The sequence below is a fragment of the Microbacterium sp. genome (genome assembly GCF_031180975.1).
Classification (GTDB): Bacteria; Actinomycetota; Actinomycetes; order Actinomycetales; family Microbacteriaceae; genus Microbacterium.
In genome coordinates this window covers 316,089-332,496 of sequence record NZ_JAPSLI010000001.1, presented here as the reverse complement: position 1 = coordinate 332,496, position 16,408 = coordinate 316,089, and the positions used below count along the sequence as shown (strand labels likewise).

Below are 16,408 nucleotides of genomic sequence, written 5' to 3'. Positions count from 1 at the left end.
GCCGTTCCATCTGCGCGCGCCAGCCGTCCGTCATCGTCAGCCGACGGCATCCGGGTGCGCAGCGAAGTCGACGACGACCTCGTGGATGCGCGGATCGTCGGGCAAGGACGTCGGGCGGTTCGCCGCTGGATGCCGCACCGTCGTCACCAACGCCAGCACCGGCGGCCCCGCAGTCATCGCACCGCGCTCCACACGCGCGCGTGACCGGCGGCGCTGCGCTCCCACGTGAACGCGGCGGCGTGCGCGCGGCCGCCGCGGACGAGCGCGTCGAGCGCGGAGTCCCCGGAGGTCGCGTCGAGGATGCCGGCCGCGATCGAGTCGGCATCCGGCTCGACGAGGAGCGCGTGTCCGGCGGCGACCTCGGGGAGGCTGCTGGTGTTCGCCGCGACCACGGGCACCCCCGCCGCCATCCCCTCGAGCACGGGGAGTCCGAACCCCTCGTACAGCGACGGCACGACGACGGCGGTCGCGGAGGCGACGAGCCCCGGCATCAGGTCGTCGGGCAGGCGCCCGAGCAGGCGGGTGGCCGGTATGCCGTCGAAGAGCGCCGTGCGGCGCGGATGCGGGGGACCCGCCAGCGCCAGCACGAGGTCGTGACGCTCGGGTTGCACGCGCCGCCACGCCGCCGCGAGCCCCGCCAGGTTCTTGCGCTGCGCCGCTCCGCCGGCGTGCAGCACGTACGGACGATCCAGCCCGAGCTCGCGCAGCGTCGGCTCGGGAAGCGGTGCGGCGTCGAGATAACGCGGGTCCACGCCGTTCAGGACGACGTGCGGGTCGCGGACGCCGAGGAAGCGGACCGCCTCTTCGGCCGTGAAGGCGGAGACGCAGATCACCGCCGCGCTGCGCCGCAGCTCCTCCGCGGCCGCGGCCACGGGAGCCGCCTCGTCGGGGAAGCGCCAGGCCACCACGTCGTGCAGCGTGGCGACGTCGGCGTGCGGCGAGGGCGGCAGCTCCAGCGCCATCCGGTGCGAGACGGTGTCGCCGGCGTACAGCATCCGTCCCACTGCCCGCCGGACGGATGCCGGAGCCGCGGCCAGCCTCGACAGCGGCAGGCGACGGTCGCCCGGCAGGCGGGAGCGCAACGAGCGCGCGGTGTGCTCACGCACCGTCCACCGCGGATCGATCGCCGCCAGCGCCTCGGCCGCGCGTGACGTCACCTGGCGCTGATACGCCTGGGCGCCCATGGGCGTGTCGGTCGCGATCGTCGTGATGGAAAGCTGAGGCATGCGCTTCTCTCGTGGCAGGTGTGCTGACGAATCTAGCGCCCCGCCGCAGACCGCTCGCTATAGTCGAGACATCGCGGGTCCCAGGGGGCGGAACCGCCGGCAGGGGGAGTGGGAGCGCATGGTGCGTGACGCCGTCGTCGTAGTGGCCACCTACCGGCGCCCTGAGCACGTGCGCACGTGCCTGCGTCACCTGGAGGCGCAGACCGTCGCGCCGGCGCGCATCGTCGTGGTGGACGCCTCGCCCGACGACCTCACAGCCGCAGTGGTGCGTGAGTTCCCGCATGTCGACTATCGCCGCAACGACCTCGGTGTCGGCACCCTGGCCGCCTCCCGCGCGATCGGATCGCACGACGCCGACGAGGACGTGGTCGCCTTCATCGACGACGACGCCTACGCCGAGCCGGAGTGGCTCGAGCGCATCCTCGCCGCGTACGCGCCGGACGACGTCGGTGCTGTCGGCGGACGCGCGCGGAACAATCGCGACGGCGAGGAGAGCGAAGGACTCGATCGCATCGGCCGGTTCCTGCCGGACGGCTCACTGACCGGCAACTTCGGCGCCGACCCGGGGCGCACGATCGACGTCGACCACATGCTCGGCGCCAACATGACCGTGCGCACCAGCGTGCTCCGCGAGATCGGCGGCATCCACGATTACTACCCCGGCACCTGCCTGCGTGAGGACAGTGACATCTCGCTGCGAGTGCGCAAGGCCGGATACCGCATCGTTTATGCGCCGGATGCCGTCGTGCTGCACGTCGCCGGCGACTACGCGCGCGGCCGCCGCTTCGACCTGCGCTACCGCTTCTACGGCGCGCGTAACCACGTCGTGCTGCTGCGCACGACCCTGGGTTGGGGCGACCCGCACCTCGCCCGGCACCTCCTCCGCACCGCGCCGCGGGCGCTCGCCGAGGCGGTCTCCGGCATCCGCTCCTGGCCGCAGAAGCGTGGCCTGCCGGCGCGTCTGCGCGGCCTAGCGGGCGGCGTGGTGCGCGCGGGGGCGGATGTCGCGGGGACGGTCACCGGACTGCTCGCCGCGGTGCGGCCGCACGACCGGGCACGGCAGGTGTACAAGACGGACGCGCGATGACCGCCGGGGCGGTCTATGTCGTGCTGTCCCATCGCGACTGGCCGCAAGTGCGCCGACTCGCCGGTGCCATCCTCCGCTCCAGTCCGTCGGCGCGCGTCGTCGTCGTGCATGACGACCGGCAGGAGGCGTTCCCCGCGACCGCCGGCGACGACCGCATCGAGATCCGCACGCACGGTCTCGCAACGGACTGGGGGTCGTGGGAGCTCGTCGAGGCGACGCTGGACGCGTTCGCGCACGCGCGGCGAGCCTACGATCCGCGGCTGGTCGTGCTGATCTCCGGCCAGGACTACCCGGCGCGCCCCCTCGGGGAGTGGGAGGCGGAGGCGCTCGCCGCGCCCAGCTGGATCGGGCGCGCCCAGCCCCTGCGGTACACCCCGCGCTGGGGGCGCCGGCGGGGCGACGGTGACGACCGGCTCACGCGCTACGCGTATCGGTGGTTCCGATCGCCGGCATCCCGGTGGGGCATGAGGCCGCCCGTCCGACTCGCCGCGGCCTGGCGCTGGGTGCGCAGCGCGATCGCCCTGCGCCTCGAACCGCTCGTCTCGGCGCGGGTCGTCGCGCGCGGCCGAGGGGTGCACTACGGCGTCCGGCGGCTGCGCTCGCCGTTCACGGCCGAGCAGCCGTGCTGGTTCGGAGACCAGTGGGTCGCGGTGCGCCGGGAGGAGCTCGATCGTCTGCTCGATGTCGACCTCGCCCCCGGCTCGCGCCTGCGGCGGGTCTATCGCCGCTCGATCATCCCCGACGAGTCGGCCCTCGTCACACCGCTGAGCTGGATCGCGCCGCCGGCCGCACTGCCGCGGGTCAGCCACCACCGCTGGGACGATGACGCCGACCGCGTGCTGACCTGGACACTCGACGACCTGGACGCGATCGTCGCCTCCGGCTCGCCGTTCTGCCGCAAGGTGGAGGCCGGGGTCAGCGACACGCTCATGGACGCCCTCGACGAGCGGACCGCACCGGCCGGGTGAGCCCGCCCTCGCGTTCAGTCCAGCGACCCGAGTTCGACGAGTCGCGCGAACTCGGCGTCCGCCGCCCGCACCTGGTCGAACGTGCCGGATGCCGCCACCCGGCCCGAGCGCAGGAAATAGAGGCGGTCCACCGAGCGGACGGTGGAGAGCCGGTGGGCGACGATGATGATCGTCATCGTGCCCTGCAGCTGCGCGAGCGTCTGCGCGATCTGGTACTCGGTGGCGTTGTCGAGGGCGGAGGTCGCCTCGTCCAGCACGAGCACGCGCGGGCGGCGGTACAGCGCGCGCGCGAGGCCGACCCGCTGGCGCTGCCCACCGGAGAGGCGGACGCCTCGGTCACCGACCATGGTGTGGATGCCCTCGGGCAGTTCGGCGATGAGGTCGTCGAGCAGGGCGAGCCGGGAGGCTTCGGCGACACGATCCGGATCGATCTCGTCGGCGCTGCGTCCGAACGCGATGTTCTCGGCGAGGGTGCGGTTCGCCAGGAACACGTCCTGCGGCACCACGCCCAGTGAGGCGTGCCAGCCCGCCGGATCGTCGGCGATGGCCCGACCGCCGCAGAGCACCTCGCCCGAGGTGGGGGTCAGCAAGCCGAGCACGAGGTCGAGGAGCGTGCTCTTGCCGGCCCCGCTCGACCCCACGAACGCGGTGGTGCGGTGCCGTGGGATCTCCAGGCTCAGATCCTCCAGCACCAGGGCGTCGGCGTCGGGATAGTGGTACGACACTTCGCGCAACACGATGTCACCGTCGTAGGGCGTGGTCGAGCGCGGGGTCTCGTCGTGCGTACCCTCGCGCTTCAGTTCGGCGACGGCGGTGAGCAGGATCTGCAGCCCGGCGTTGCCGGTGCGCATTGTCGCCACGTTCGCCGTCACGCGCGTGAGCAGGGGCAGAACGCGCATGGATGCCGCGGCGAACACTCCCAGCACCGGGATGGTCTCGGACTGCGCGCCGATCAGGGCCATCACCCCGGCGATGCCGATGATCGCCACGATGAACACGACCTCGAGCAGATAGCGAGGCACGTCGGAGAGGATCGCGGTCTGCCGGCCGACGTGCGCGCCGCGCAGTTTGGCATCGCGGAACGCCGACACGAAGCCCCGGCCGCTGGCTGTGAGGCGCGTTTCGCGGAAGCCGTCGATACCCGGCATCAGCGACTGCCAGGCGGTCAGCGCGGCATCCGCCTGCTCCTCGCCGAGCGCGAGCTGACGGCGCCGCAGCAGCCGCTGCACGCCGGCGACGAACACGGTGAACAGGCCGGCGGCGAACAGGGTCGGCAGGGGAGCGGTGATGAAGAGCACGGCGACGATCGCGGCGAGGGTCACGATGTCGGTCGCCGCACTGACGGATGCCAGCAGCACGCTCGCCGCCTGAGCCGAGGCGTCATTGATGTTGCGATAGATCTCGCTCATGCTGCGACTGCGATGCGCGGCGTACGGGGCGAGGACGTAGCGGCGCATCAGCTCGGTCGCGGTGAGCGCGGAGACGCGGGTGGTGCGGCCGAGCAGCCACCAGCGGAAGGTGATCGACCCGAGGCTCTTCACGATGAACGCCAGCGCCACGAGGCCTGCGACGACGGGCAGCAGCACCGAGGGCGACGAGGAGCCCACGACGTCGGCCACGGCGGTCAGGAACGGGCCGTCGGTCTCGCCGCTGGTGATCAGCTGCATGAGCGGCAGCATCGCGACCACGCCGGCCATGTCGAGGCCGGCCAGGATGAGTGACACCACGACCGTGGTGGCGAGCCAGCGGTTGGGATTCGCTCCGGTCAGCCGCAGCATCTCTCGGAGTGAACCGATCATTCCCCCCGGCGCCGCCCCCATGCCGCTCCCCCTGAAAATCCGTGCTCGACTTGCGGGTTACGCGGCGAGCGGTCCTACGCTATCATTGCGCAGGTAGCCGCCCGATGTTTGGGGACATCGGCCCCTGGGGGATGCCGAAGCGGCACACGTTCTGGGGAGTTCAACGATGGTTGACAGTGTAGAGACCACGTCCACCGGCATCAGTCGCCGTACCGTGACGAAGGCCATGGCTTGGGCGGTGCCGGCGATCGCCGTCGCCGCGCCGGTTCCGGCGTTCGCCGCGTCCGGCCGGGGGCCGATCATCACGCCCGGAGCCGCCTGCAAGGCGCCCGGCAACAGCTGTAACCCGATCCGCAAGGGCTACAGCGTCCCGGCAACGGTGTCCAACCCGACCAACAAGGACATCTGGATCACGGCCATCGTGATCAACATCAACACCAGCGGCATCAGCTTCGGCCTCAACCCGATTCCGGCTCTGCCCTGGTTCGTCCCGGCCGGCGGTTCGATCGACGTCAACTTCAACGCGACGAGCGACAACAGCGCCAACCTGGACTTCCAGCTCGGCTTCTCGGTCACCTGGGGTCACGCCTCGGACGGCTCCGACACCGAGCACGACCCGATCCAGGTCACCGTCACGGTTCCGGCGACCCCGCCGGACTGCTGCAAGTAAGCAGCGGACGACGCCTGCTGAACTCGCCGCGGGTCGCTGCGACCCCCGGCGAGTTCAGTGTGTCTGCTGCAGAGCGGCGAGGACCTCGCGCATCTCGACGACGCGTTCGCCCCAGTCGGGCGGCGCAGGTGCGCGATCCGGCAGCGGTGCCGCGACGGCATCCAGCACGGCGTCGGCGAACCCGGCACCGTCGGCGATGCGCACGCGCGGGTCGTCCGCGTCGCGGAAGCCCGCCACCGGTGTGGACACCACCGGCCGGTTCGCCGCCTGGTATTCGTACAGCTTGATGGGGTCGAGGCTCTCGGTGAACGGGGTCACGACGTGCGGCACGACGAGCACATCGGCATGCCGCAGATGCGCCGGTACATCGGCGCGCGCGAGAGGCCCGAGCCGCCGTACGCCGGCCTCGTCCAGCATCCGTCGTTCCGCGGGCCCGAGCGCGTCGGGCCCGGCGAGCACGAGCCGTACCCGCCCGGCGAGCGCGCGGGCGGCGTCGGCGCACAGACGCACGTCGAGCCGATCGGTGTGCAGCGTGCCCACGTACAGCGCCACCGGACCGTCGCCGAGTCCCGCCGGCCGCGGGGCCGGCTCACGATAGGCGGTCACATCGACCGCGTTGGGGATGAGGCGGATGCCGGGGCGCCCGCTCTCTGCGCGCACGGGCGCCTTCCGTCGGACGAGTTCCGGGGAGCAGGCCACCACCTGTGCGGCCCGCGTCAACAGCATTCGCTCGCCGTCGGCGACCCGGGTGAGCTCGGCGTCGGCGCGGTCGGCGCTCAGCCAGTCGTCGGTGATGTCGTACAGCGCCGGCCAGCCGCTGCGCACGAGCAGCGGCGCCGCCGACGGGTCGTTCACCCAGAGCAGGGGCGCCGCGAAGCCGAGCCGCGCGGCGACCCGCCGCACACGGTCGGCGCGCCGCTCGTCGCCGTGCGGGTCGAGACGGCGGGGCAGCCACTTCACGGGGCGGTAGGTCCACAGCCGCTCGTCCACCGCTCGGACGGCGTGACCGAACCGCGGGCGGCGACGCCCGCGCAGGTCGTGCAGGGGGTCGTCGGGCGGCTCGACGAACAGCACCCGCAGGTCGCGGTCCTCGGCGAGCAGACCGGCGACCAGATGCTGGTTGCGCCGCCACACGGCATCCCACCCCTCGAGGGAGATCACCACGAGATCCGTCATCCGGCGCGCCTCCGCATCGCCTGGCGGTACACGGCCTCGGTGCCGGCGGCCTGCGCAGCGATCGAGAACTCGGTCTGGGCACGCTCCCGCGCCGCCGCCGCCAGACGTCGGCGCCGTGGTGCGTCGCGGGCGAAGGCCTGCAGCGCGGCGGCGGCGTCGCCGACATCGTCCGGTCGGAATCGCGCCCGGTCGTCGAGCCCGTCCAGCAGGTCGAGATGCCCGGCCGCGCCGGCGGCGACCGGAGCGACCCCGTGCGCCATCGCCTCGAGCACGGCGAGACCCAGGCCCTCCACCGGGCACGGCGCGATCAGCAGAGCCGCACGCGCGAGCAGCTGCGGGACGTCGTCGCGCACACCCAGCAGTCGCACCGCCGTGCCGTGCGGGTGCGCCGCGATCAGCGCCTCCAGACGCGGCCGTTCCGGTCCTTTGCCCACCACGTCGAGGCGCCAGCCGTCGGCGGCGAGGCCGGAGGCGAGGAACGCCTCCACGCCCACTGCGGCACGCTTCTCGGGCTGCAGTCGCTGCACCATCAGCACGGTCTTCGACTCGCCGTCCGCCACCGTCGCGGCCGGCGGGATGCCGGTGTGCACCACGGTCGACGGACGACCCGTCGCCGCCGCCACGGCGCGGCTGATCGAGATCTCCGCGTCCACCCGACGACCGATCAGAGCGTCGATCGGCACCGGGCCCAGCCGTCCGCGCCGGCCGGCGAAGTGACGGGTGGACACCAGCGCGACGCGCGGCCTGCCGGCCAGGGCGATCGCGCATCCGGCATCCGCGGCGGTCATGTGCGCGTTGACGACGTCGGCGGGGAGGCGCCGCACCTGACGGATCACGTCGGTCAGGCGATCCGCCGGCAGCGACCGTGCGCCGGCCGCGGCGAGCGGGTCGCGCATGCGCGCGGCCGCGCCGCCGACGACCGTCACGTCGTGCCCCTGCTCGGCCTGTGCGCTCGCGAGCCGCAGCATGAACTGCTCCACCCCGGCGAACCCGTCCGAGCGGACGGCGTGCACGATGCGCAGCGGGGTCACGGCGCCCGCTCCGCGAGTTCGGGTCGCAGTTCGGCGAGCAGATCGACGTACCCCTGTGCGGTGGCTCGCCAGGTGAGCGGCAGCACGCTCTGCCTGCAGGCGTCGCGACGCGCGCCGGGTGCGTCCGCCGCGAACCGCTCGAAGGCAGCGGCGAGCTCGTGCGGGTCGGCCGGGACCAGTGCGCCGTTCACGCCGTCGCGCACGATCTCGGGCGCGAAGCCGACCGGCGTCGCGATCACCGGGATGCCGGACGCCAGCGCCTCGAGCACGACGAGCGCGTTCGCCTCGTAGGCACTCGGCAGCGTGAACATGTCGGAGGCCGCGAACAGCAGCGGCAGGTCGCCGCGCCGCCCGGCGAACAGCACCCGGTCCGCGACGCCGCGCGCCTCGGCACGTCGTCGCATCCGCCCGATGCTCTCCTCGTTGCCGCCGACGACCAGCAGCATCACCGTGGTCGCCTCGCCGAGCGCGTCGATGGCGTGGTGCAGGCCCTTGCGGTCGAACTCGTGCCCGACGAAGATCACCACGCGGTCCTCGTCGTCGAGATTGAACGCGGCGCGCGCCTCACGGCGCTGCTCGTCCGTCGGCGGGCGGAAGCGCTCCAGGTCGACGGCGTTCGGGATGACGTGGATCGGGGGACGCAGCCGCGGGTACACCTGCCGCAGGGTGGTGACCTCGCTCTGCGACAGCGCGACGATCGCGCGATGGGCGCGACTGCGGTAGCGGATGCGATCGCGCACCGTGGTGAATATGTGCAGCGGGTTGCGCAGCACACGCCACCACACGCCGCCACGCGCCTTGAACGAGGCGAGCAGCACGCCGTGGTTGACGTAGATGTCCCCGGTGAGGACGGCGTTGTGGCAGACGGATGCCGCGTGCGGCCGCTCCGCGAGGAAGCGCTTCGCCGCCCGGGTGCCGTTCACGCTGAAGTCGACCGCCTCGACGATGCGCTGCAGCGCCCGCACGACGCGGTTGCCGGAGTCCGGGGCGGGACGCCGGCCGAGCTGCGCCATCGTGAAGGACTCGACGGTGTGCCCGAGCGCACGCCATTCCCGCTCCAGGTTCCAGGCGACGCCGGCGACACCGGAGCCGCGGGCGATCTGCGGGGCGATCTGGACGATGTGCATCATGGCCTCGCGCGGAATCGGGCCTCGACGCGCACGGGGCCGAGGCGGTGGATCGCGGCGCGCCGTCGCGCGCGGACGCGCTCCTCGCCCCGCAGCGCGAGTGCACGGACGGAAGCGCCGGCCCAGTTCGCCCAGCGGGCCACGGCCCACCCGACGGCGCCGTGGTGCTTGCGCAGGTACCGCTCCAGCGAGGCGTAGAAGTGCGCCTCGCGACGCCTCGGGTCGGAGCTGGTGCCGCCGGCGGCGTGGACGGCGGTGACCTCGGGCACGGCCGCGTGCCGCCAGCCGAGCAGGTGCGCCCGGTACGCCCAGTCGGTCTCCTCCGCGTACAGGAAGAACCGCTCGTCGAACCCGCCGACCTGCGCGAGAGCTTCGGCGCGCAGCAGCAGCACCGACCCGATCACGAAGCGCGGGCCGCCGGCCAGCCCGCCCAGACCGACGGCCTCCAGCACCGCACGGTGCGGAGCCGGGAAGGGCCACTCCACCTGCGCCGTGTGTCCGTCGGGGTCGGCCTGCGCGGGGCCGACGCTGGCGAGCCTCGGATCCGCGCGCAGAGCGCGCTGCAGGGCCGTGATGCCGTCTCGGTCGATCTCGGCGTCGGGATTGAGCAGCAGCACGTCCGCGTCGGGGAGCAGGCGATCGGAGAGCGCGACGTTCACGGCCGCGCCGAACCCGAGATTGCTGCCGGGGTCGATGTAACGGATGCCGAGTTCCTGACACAGTGCGGCGATCTCGGGCAGGGAGGAGTTGTCGACGACAGTCACCGGCATTCCGGCGACCGGCGCGAGGGCGCGGCGCAGCATCCCGATCGCGCCGTAGGCGACGACGACGACCTCGACGGAGTGTCCGTCCCCGTTGGGGCCCTGCGACAAGCTCGGGGACCCGACGGGAGTGGGGCCGTTCGGCGGGGTCGGGGACCCGACGGGAGTGGGGCCGTTCGGCGGGGTCGGGGACCCGACGGGCAGCACACTGTCGTACAGGTCGCGGTAGGCGGCGGCGACGGCCGGCCAGGAACACGCGCGCGCCCGCTCGAGCCCGGCGTCGATCAGTTCGGCCCGTTGCGGACCGGCCGCGTCGAGCAGCACCCGGGCGAGCGCCCGGGAATCGCCGGCGGGAACGATCAGCCCCGCACCCCCGACCACGTCGGGCAGGGCACCGGCGTCACTGGCGACGACCGGCACGCCCAGGGCCATCGCCTCCACGGCGACCCGACCGAACTGCTCGGTCCAGCTGCGTGTGGGTACAGACGGAACGGCGAGGACGTCGATCGACCGGTAGAACTCGGACACCTGCTCGGGTGCCAGCGGGCCGGCGAGCTCCACCCGCTCGGCCACGCCCCGGGCGGCGGCCAGGGCGGGCAGTTCGGCTGCCAGCGGGCCGGCGCCGGCGATGCGCGCCCGCAGCCGCGGTTGCAGCCGGAGGGCGTCCAGAAGCACCGACACACCCTTCTCGGGCACGAGACGTCCGAGAAACCCCACCGTCACGGGCCCCTCGGCCGGCACAGCATCCGCTTCGCCGCCGACCGCCGGCTCGACGTCCACGCCCAACGGGATCACCCGCGCCCTCCCTGGGAAGCCCTTGTCCTGGGCGATCCGCGCCGCCTCCGCATTGCAGGCGGACACCCCGGCTGCCGTGCGCAGAGCCCACCGCTCCAGCCAGCGGAACGGCGGCGGATAGCTCTTTCGCAGGTTCTGCGCGGTGTAGAGCACGATCGGGGACCGGTTGCGGCGCAGCATCCGCAGCAGCAGCACCTCGGCGGTGCTGAGTGCGAACGGCTCCTCGTGCACGTCGACGACGTCCCAGGGTTCGGCGAGAGCGCGCCAGATCGGCCGCGGGTCGTACAGGAACAGCGCCGGGTGCGAGCCCCAGGTGCGCGCCGGGCGGACCCGCTCGTCGGGGTCCGCATCGAGTTCGACCGGGACGCCGCCGGCGTGCCAGCAGGCGGCTGTGATGAGTTCGACGTCCACACCGTCAGCACGCAGCGCGCGCTCCCTGCCCCGCCACGCGGACACAGTGGCGCTGTGCGAAATTCGCAGCACCCGCACGCGGCCTCCCCCAGATATGCTGTGAGAGCAACCATAGCCGTCGGACGAGTGCCTGGGGAGGCCCCGGCGGCAGAGGTTCTGGGGAGGCCTCTGTGAAGGCGGGGATTCTGGGGACGAGTGCACCTCGCGTCGTGCACCTCGATCACACCACCGTGCGCGGTGGTGCCGAGCTGGCGCTGATCAGGCTGCTGCGCGCCGGGCCGTCGTGGACGCCCGCCGTGCTCGTGCCCGCCGTCGACGAGGTCGACGCGTTCAGTCAGTTGCCTCCCTCGGTCGTACGCCGCACGGGCGGAGTGCGCCAGGGCAGCGGCGGCAGCGGCAGCTCGCCGCTCCGGTTGGCCGGTCTGGCGCTGCGGCTCATGTACCAGGCGGTCGTGACGCGGATGCACCCGCTCGTGCGCTCCGGAGATCTGGTGGCCGCGAACAGCAGCCGTGCCGCGGCCTACGCCGCCCTGGCGCTGCTCGGATCCCGCCTGCCCTTGATCGTGCACTTGCGCGACCTCGTCGAGCCGGACAGCCTGGGCGCGTTCGGATACCGGGTGATGACCCGACTCGTGCTGCCGCGCGCCGACGGCGTGATCGCGAACTCGCGCACCACCCTGGCCACGGCGGCACCGTTCCTGCGGCCGGACGCGGTGCGGGCCGTGATCCCGAGCGCCGCCGGACTCGTCATCGCGCCGCGGGGCGCGCGCGGCGACGGTCCGGTGCGGATCGGCATGCTGGCCCGGATCGACCCGTGGAAGGGGCAGGCGGAGCTGCTCGAGGCGTTCGCCGCGGCGTTCCCCGACGGGGACGCACGGCTGGAGTTCGCCGGCGGAGCGCCCTTCGAGCACGAGGCGTTCGTCGAACGGCTGCGCGCTCGGGCCGAGGAACTCGGGGTGTCCGATCGAGTGCGCCTGCTCGGTCACGTCGACGACGTGCCGGGCCTGCTCGGCGGGTGGGACATCGCCGTGCAGTACTCCACCCGCGCCGAGCCGCTGGGTCAGAACGTGCTGCAGTATCTCGCGTCAGGAGCGGCCGCAGTGGTCGCCGACGAGGGGGGACCGGTGGAATGGGTGGACGACGGCGTGAACGGGCGCCGCGTGCGCCCGCGCGACCCGGTCGCGCTCGCCGCGGTGTTGAAGGAGGTCGCCGACGACCCGGAGTTGCGGGCCCGGCTCGGGGCGGCGGCGGTGCGGACCCCCGGTCTGCTCGACGACGCGGCTGTGGCGCGGGCGCACGCCGACGTCTTTCACGAGGTGATCCGCCGTCGGGGACGGACCGGCCGGGCATAGGCTGGCCCCGTGCAGTCATGGGACACCACGCCGATCAGCCTCGAGGTGCGCCTGGCGTTCACCCGCGCGGCCGTGCAGGTGATCGGACGCCGCGCCGATGCGCGGCTGCTGCACATCAAGGGCAGCACGGTGGAGGGGCGTCTGCGCGGCGCCGTTCGGGGCAGCACCGACGTCGACGTCCTGATCGACCCCTCGGCCGTCGACCGGATGCACTGGGAACTGCTGCGAAGCGGATGGCGTGTCTACAGCACGTTCGTAGAGGGATCGCCGTTCGAGCATGCGCAGACCTACTTCCACCCGGAGTGGGGGTACCTCGACCTGCACCGACGCTTCCCCGGCATCCGTATCCCCGACCAGGACGCGTTCGAACTGCTCTGGACCGGCCGCGGCGAACATGTCACGGCCGGGATCACCTGTGCGGTGCCCTCGGCGGACGTGCAGGGGGTGCTGCTGACGCTGAACGCCGCCCGCGACCCGGAGCGCCGCAGCGACGCCACGACGCTTTGGGCTCAGCAGACGCCCGAGGAGCGGGCGCGGCGCACCGAACTGGTCCGCCGCCTGCGGGCGGAGGTGGCCGTGGCAGCCGCCCTGGGCGACCTGGACCGCTATCGCGGTCGTCCGGAGTACCTGCTCTGGAAGACGGTGTCGCAGGGCGGCGGCCGGGTCGCCGAGTGGTGGGGCCGCATCAGGGCGGCTCCGACGATCGCCGCCGCGATCCGCACGGCTGCACGAGCGCCCCTGGTGAACCGGTCCTCCCTGGAGCACGAACTGGGTCGTCCGCCCGGCCGTCGGGACATCGCGGTCGCATACCTGCGCCGCATCCGCACCGCGAGCCGGGACCTGCTCGGACGGAGGGGACAGCCGTGACGCGCTACCGCCTCGCGCCCGACGTGGGCGTGATCGACGACGGCGTGCGCGTGTTCGCCGCCGCGCTCCCGGAAGGACCGATCGTCGTGCTGGCCGGGATCGGTGCGGAGGTGTGGCGCGCCGTGCTGGATGCCGACTTGCCGACGGCGACCGCCCGACTGGTCACCGAAGGCGCCGGCCCGCAGGAGGAGGCCGCGTCCGACGCCGCCCTCTACACCGCGGCACTCGTCGACGCCGGCCTCCTGGTCGCCGAGCACGGGGAGGACGTATGACGGTTCTCGCGGTCGCGCCGCTGCTCGTATCGGCGGTGCTCGTCGCCGGAGCGGTGGGGAAGCTGCGGCATCCCGACGACGACGGCTGGGCCGCCCTCGGCGTCCCGGCCGTGCTGCGGCGCGAATGGCTGCAGCGACTGCATCCGTGGGGCGAGCTGCTGCTCGCGGGCGCCGTGGCGCTGCTCGGAGGCGGGCTCGGCCTGCTCGCCGGGGTCGCGTCCGTCGCCCTGTTCACGGTCTACCTCGTGCTCGTCGTGCGTGCCCGGATGCGGGACGAGGGGGCGTCCTGCAGCTGCTTCGGGGCGCGCCGGCCGATCACCGCGGTGACCGTGGTGCGCAACGCCTGGTTCCTGCTGCTCGCGGTGGCGACGGCCGGCACCACCTGGACGATGCCCGTCTTCGGTGGGCCGGCGCTCGCACTCGGCGCCGACTTGTCGTGGCTTCCCGCGCTCGCCGCGGCGGCGCTCACGGTCGCGCTCTCGCTGTGGCATCCTGCCCCGGCGTCCGCAGCGGTGGAGGCGGGGGTGCCCGTCGTCGGCGCGGGCGGGGCGGATGCTGAACCGGGGGAGTACGTGCGTGCGAGGACGCCCGCCGTGCCGGTCATGCTCGCCGACGGGCGCACCGTGAACCTGCGGGATCTCGCCGCTCGCGGGCCCATGCTGCTGCTGGCGGTGAAGGAGGACTGCGGGGCGTGTCGGCCGGTGATCGAGGCGGTGCCGCGCTGGCGCGCGCTGCTGCCCGAGGTCGCGGTGCGTTTCCTGCTCTGGCCGGCGCCGGAGAACAGCAGCCTCACCGAGTACGACGAGCCGCAGTCGCTGCACGACCGGTTCATGTACGTGCAGGGGTCGATCGCGGACTGGTCGACTCCGGCGGCGGTGCTCGTCGGAGCGGACGGCTATCTGGCGGGCGGGCCGGTCTCCGGCTACGACGAGATCGAGGCGTTCATCGGTGACGTGTACGAGGTGCTGCACGGCGAACGTCCGCCGAGCAGCACCTCGGCGGGCTGAGGCGTCAGCAGCCGGGCGCCTGCGCGTCGACCGGCACGGGGCGCACCATCGGCGTGTGCCGCACCTCGAGCGGGCCGTACTCGCCCGCGGCTCCGGTGAACTCGGCGACCACGGTGTGCTTCTGACCGGGCGGGTTGTGCACGGGCACCTTCACGGCGCTGCGACCCAGGTGCTGCAGGCTGGACGCCTTCACGGCCTTGCCGTCGATCGTGACCGACTTCAGGGTCGAGCCGACCGGGCCGTAGAACACCAGGTCGGTGGCCACGTGGCCGCGAGGGAAGAACCGGGTCGTGTGGATGGCCTTGGGCAGCTTGGCGGCCTGGTCGGCGCCGATCGTGTTCGTCAGCGTCGCCGTCGTGGTGAAGGCCGGGCTGTCCGGTGCCGTGCACTGCGTGGACGCCGCCTTCACGTCGAGCTGCATGTAGTAGTCCATCTTGCTCTGCGTCCGGTCGTTGACGTACACGCCCACTACGGTCGTCGACTCGTTGGTGCTGGGCAGTCGGCCCGACAGCTTGGACTCGGCCACGAGCTTCGCCTCGGCCTCGGAGGCGGGAGCGTACAGGAGGCGGTTCTCGTCGACGGCCTTGAGCAGCGCGTCGAGCAGCGCCTTCGGCTCGGCCGTGCCGGATGTCAGCGCGGTGAACACCGAACGCGCCGCGGCGGCGAAGAAGGCGTCCTGCTCCAGACCGGTCGGGAAGCGGATGTAGGCCTCGTTCAGCAGCAGCGGGACGGCGTTCTCGGCGGTGAGCGTGACCGGCTCATCGATCACTCGCACCGTGCGGCCCTGGATCTCCACCTCTTCGGCGGGCACGACGGTCGGGCCGGTCGCCTTGAGCAGGTAGCTCAGGCCGACGGGGTCGAAGGACACCACGGCGTCGACGGGAGCGTCGAACTCCTCTGCCCACCAGGCGCGCATGATGTTCGCGGTCTCGATGAAGTCGGGTGTCATCGTGGCATCCGGGACCCAGCGACCCACCTTGTCGCCGTACAGCGCCTCGGTCTCGGGGTTGAGCGCCGTCACGGGGTCGGGGCGCGCGTTCTTGAAGTCCGTGCTCGACGCCTGTTCGGCGATGCTGATCTTCCCCTTGTCGACGTTCATCAGCACGAGGGCGGCCGGGTTGCCGCCGGTGCCACGCGACTCGGCGTTGTTCTGGAAGATCATCAGGTAGTTGCGTGGCGTCTCGGCGCCGAGCGCGGCGGGCAGGATGCCCAGGATCTCCTGGGCGGGCGCGAGCATCGGCTCCAGCTCGTCGACGGCGTCCGTCAGCGAGTCCAGAGCGGAGTCGACCTCATCGATGAGACCGTCGCGGTCGATCGTGTCGAGGTCTGCGGCCGCCTTCTTCACGGCATCCGCCGCTTGGCTGACCGTCGACTGCAGCGCGGTGATGCCGGCGAGGTCGATCGCGCCGTCCTTCGGCTTCAGCGCGTCCAGCGAGAGGGCGGTCGCCGGGGTGACGGCGCCGGTGACGAGGTCGTCGGTCACGGCCGCGGCGGTGCGCACCGCATGCAGGTTCGGACCCGCGACCGGCACCCACTCCAGGCTCTTCCACACGTCGTCGTCGGTCTGCTTTCGGGCATCCGCGGTGAGGGCCGCGAGCTGCGCCGCGGTGGCCTTGGCGCCTTCGGTGTCTCCGGCGAGGATCTGGTTCCGCACGGTGGTGGCGAGCGGCATGGCCTGCTCGAGTGACGACTTGGCGGCCATGCCCCGGTCGTACACGCGCTTTCCGACGATCACGCCCGCGACGGCGAGGGCCACGAGGATCAGGATGATCCCGACCGGGACCCAGAATCGGAAGCTGCGCAGAAGGGGTCGGCGCGGCTTCTCGGCACGGCGCTCGGCTCTCGTCGTCATGCTCCCA

15 protein-coding genes are annotated in these 16,408 nt (G+C 72.8%); 7 read left to right on the top strand and 8 right to left on the bottom strand.

The features are described from left to right. Positions 1-36 precede the first annotated feature (36 nt). Together RIF65_RS01540 and RIF65_RS01535 are read right to left on the bottom strand one after the other, a co-directional pair. Complete coding sequence (locus RIF65_RS01540) at positions 37-177, bottom strand: hypothetical protein (RefSeq protein ID WP_309064575.1); 141 nt, start codon at positions 175-177, stop codon at positions 37-39. Continuing rightward, positions 174-1,226, bottom strand: coding sequence for a glycosyltransferase family 4 protein (locus RIF65_RS01535; protein ID WP_309064577.1), 1,053 nt, complete (start codon positions 1,224-1,226; stop codon positions 174-176). The genes RIF65_RS01540 and RIF65_RS01535 overlap by 4 nt, the downstream gene beginning before the upstream one ends. Positions 1,227-1,347: 121 nt before the next feature. Here RIF65_RS01535 and RIF65_RS01530 point away from each other — a divergent pair, with 121 nt between their 5' ends. Together RIF65_RS01530 and RIF65_RS01525 are read left to right on the top strand one after the other, a co-directional pair. Continuing rightward, positions 1,348-2,313 (top strand): glycosyltransferase family 2 protein, encoded by a 966-nt coding sequence (locus RIF65_RS01530; RefSeq protein ID WP_309064578.1) that lies wholly within the window; start codon positions 1,348-1,350, stop codon positions 2,311-2,313. Continuing rightward, on the top strand, positions 2,310-3,281 hold the full coding sequence (locus RIF65_RS01525; RefSeq protein ID WP_309064579.1) for a hypothetical protein: 972 nt from the start codon (positions 2,310-2,312) through the stop codon (positions 3,279-3,281). The genes RIF65_RS01530 and RIF65_RS01525 overlap by 4 nt, the downstream gene beginning before the upstream one ends. A gap of 14 nt (positions 3,282-3,295) precedes the next feature. Here RIF65_RS01525 and RIF65_RS15115 read toward each other — a convergent pair whose 3' ends face one another. After that, complete coding sequence (locus RIF65_RS15115) at positions 3,296-3,973, bottom strand: ATP-binding cassette domain-containing protein (protein WP_375142116.1); 678 nt, start codon at positions 3,971-3,973, stop codon at positions 3,296-3,298. Between the two features lie 1,273 nt (positions 3,974-5,246). Between RIF65_RS15115 and RIF65_RS01515 the strand changes: the two genes are divergently transcribed. After that, positions 5,247-5,750, top strand: coding sequence for a hypothetical protein (locus RIF65_RS01515; RefSeq protein WP_309064581.1), 504 nt, complete (start codon positions 5,247-5,249; stop codon positions 5,748-5,750). A 54-nt stretch (positions 5,751-5,804) separates the two neighbouring features. Here the strand turns inward: RIF65_RS01515 and RIF65_RS01510 are convergent, their stop codons facing one another. The 4 genes from RIF65_RS01510 to RIF65_RS01495 are packed head-to-tail and all read right to left on the bottom strand — an operon-like array spanning position 5,805 to position 11,096. After that, a complete protein-coding gene (locus RIF65_RS01510) occupies positions 5,805-6,926 on the bottom strand; it encodes a glycosyltransferase (protein ID WP_309064582.1) in 1,122 nt (373 codons plus the stop codon). Further along, entirely contained in the window at positions 6,923-7,957 is a 1,035-nt protein-coding gene (locus RIF65_RS01505; protein WP_309064583.1) for a glycosyltransferase, read from the bottom strand. The genes RIF65_RS01510 and RIF65_RS01505 overlap by 4 nt, the downstream gene beginning before the upstream one ends. Then, complete coding sequence (locus RIF65_RS01500; RefSeq protein ID WP_309064584.1) at positions 7,954-9,087, bottom strand: glycosyltransferase family 4 protein; 1,134 nt, start codon at positions 9,085-9,087, stop codon at positions 7,954-7,956. Before RIF65_RS01500 ends, RIF65_RS01505 begins: the two co-directional genes overlap by 4 nt. After that, positions 9,084-11,096: a glycosyltransferase gene (locus RIF65_RS01495; RefSeq protein WP_309064585.1), complete on the bottom strand. Its 2,013-nt coding sequence runs from the start codon at positions 11,094-11,096 to the stop codon at positions 9,084-9,086. The genes RIF65_RS01500 and RIF65_RS01495 overlap by 4 nt, the downstream gene beginning before the upstream one ends. A 125-nt stretch (positions 11,097-11,221) precedes the next feature. On the opposite strand from RIF65_RS01495, the gene RIF65_RS01490 reads away from it, so the two are divergent. From RIF65_RS01490 to RIF65_RS01475, 4 genes are read left to right on the top strand one after another with little or no spacing between them, the layout of a single operon-like run. After that, positions 11,222-12,403 carry a glycosyltransferase family 4 protein gene (locus RIF65_RS01490; protein ID WP_309064586.1) on the top strand — a complete coding sequence of 394 codons (1,182 nt, stop codon included), beginning with the start codon at positions 11,222-11,224 and terminating at the stop codon, positions 12,401-12,403. 9 nt (positions 12,404-12,412) lie between these two features. Continuing rightward, positions 12,413-13,270 carry a 2-nitropropane dioxygenase gene (locus RIF65_RS01485; RefSeq protein ID WP_309064587.1) on the top strand — a complete coding sequence of 286 codons (858 nt, stop codon included), beginning with the start codon at positions 12,413-12,415 and terminating at the stop codon, positions 13,268-13,270. Next, entirely contained in the window at positions 13,267-13,542 is a 276-nt protein-coding gene (locus tag RIF65_RS01480) for a hypothetical protein (protein ID WP_309064588.1), read from the top strand. The genes RIF65_RS01485 and RIF65_RS01480 overlap by 4 nt, the downstream gene beginning before the upstream one ends. After that, entirely contained in the window at positions 13,539-14,549 is a 1,011-nt protein-coding gene (locus RIF65_RS01475) for a MauE/DoxX family redox-associated membrane protein (RefSeq protein WP_309064589.1), read from the top strand. The genes RIF65_RS01480 and RIF65_RS01475 overlap by 4 nt, the downstream gene beginning before the upstream one ends. A 4-nt stretch (positions 14,550-14,553) precedes the next feature. Here the strand turns inward: RIF65_RS01475 and RIF65_RS01470 are convergent, their stop codons facing one another. Then, positions 14,554-16,401: a DUF4012 domain-containing protein gene (locus tag RIF65_RS01470; protein ID WP_309064590.1), complete on the bottom strand. Its 1,848-nt coding sequence runs from the start codon at positions 16,399-16,401 to the stop codon at positions 14,554-14,556. Positions 16,402-16,408: the final 7 nt, after the last annotated feature.

Coding starts and splice junctions, on each gene's coding strand:
- RIF65_RS01470 (WP_309064590.1), bottom strand. CDS start 16,401: ATGACGACGAGAGCCGAGCGCCGTGCCGAGAAGCCGCGCCGACCCCTT.
- RIF65_RS01510 (WP_309064582.1), bottom strand. CDS start 6,926: ATGACGGATCTCGTGGTGATCTCCCTCGAGGGGTGGGATGCCGTGTGG.
- RIF65_RS01540 (WP_309064575.1), bottom strand. CDS start 177: ATGACTGCGGGGCCGCCGGTGCTGGCGTTGGTGACGACGGTGCGGCAT.
- RIF65_RS01515 (WP_309064581.1), top strand. CDS start 5,247: ATGGTTGACAGTGTAGAGACCACGTCCACCGGCATCAGTCGCCGTACC.
- RIF65_RS01500 (WP_309064584.1), bottom strand. CDS start 9,087: ATGATGCACATCGTCCAGATCGCCCCGCAGATCGCCCGCGGCTCCGGT.
- RIF65_RS01475 (WP_309064589.1), top strand. CDS start 13,539: ATGACGGTTCTCGCGGTCGCGCCGCTGCTCGTATCGGCGGTGCTCGTC.
- RIF65_RS01525 (WP_309064579.1), top strand. CDS start 2,310: ATGACCGCCGGGGCGGTCTATGTCGTGCTGTCCCATCGCGACTGGCCG.
- RIF65_RS01535 (WP_309064577.1), bottom strand. CDS start 1,226: ATGCCTCAGCTTTCCATCACGACGATCGCGACCGACACGCCCATGGGC.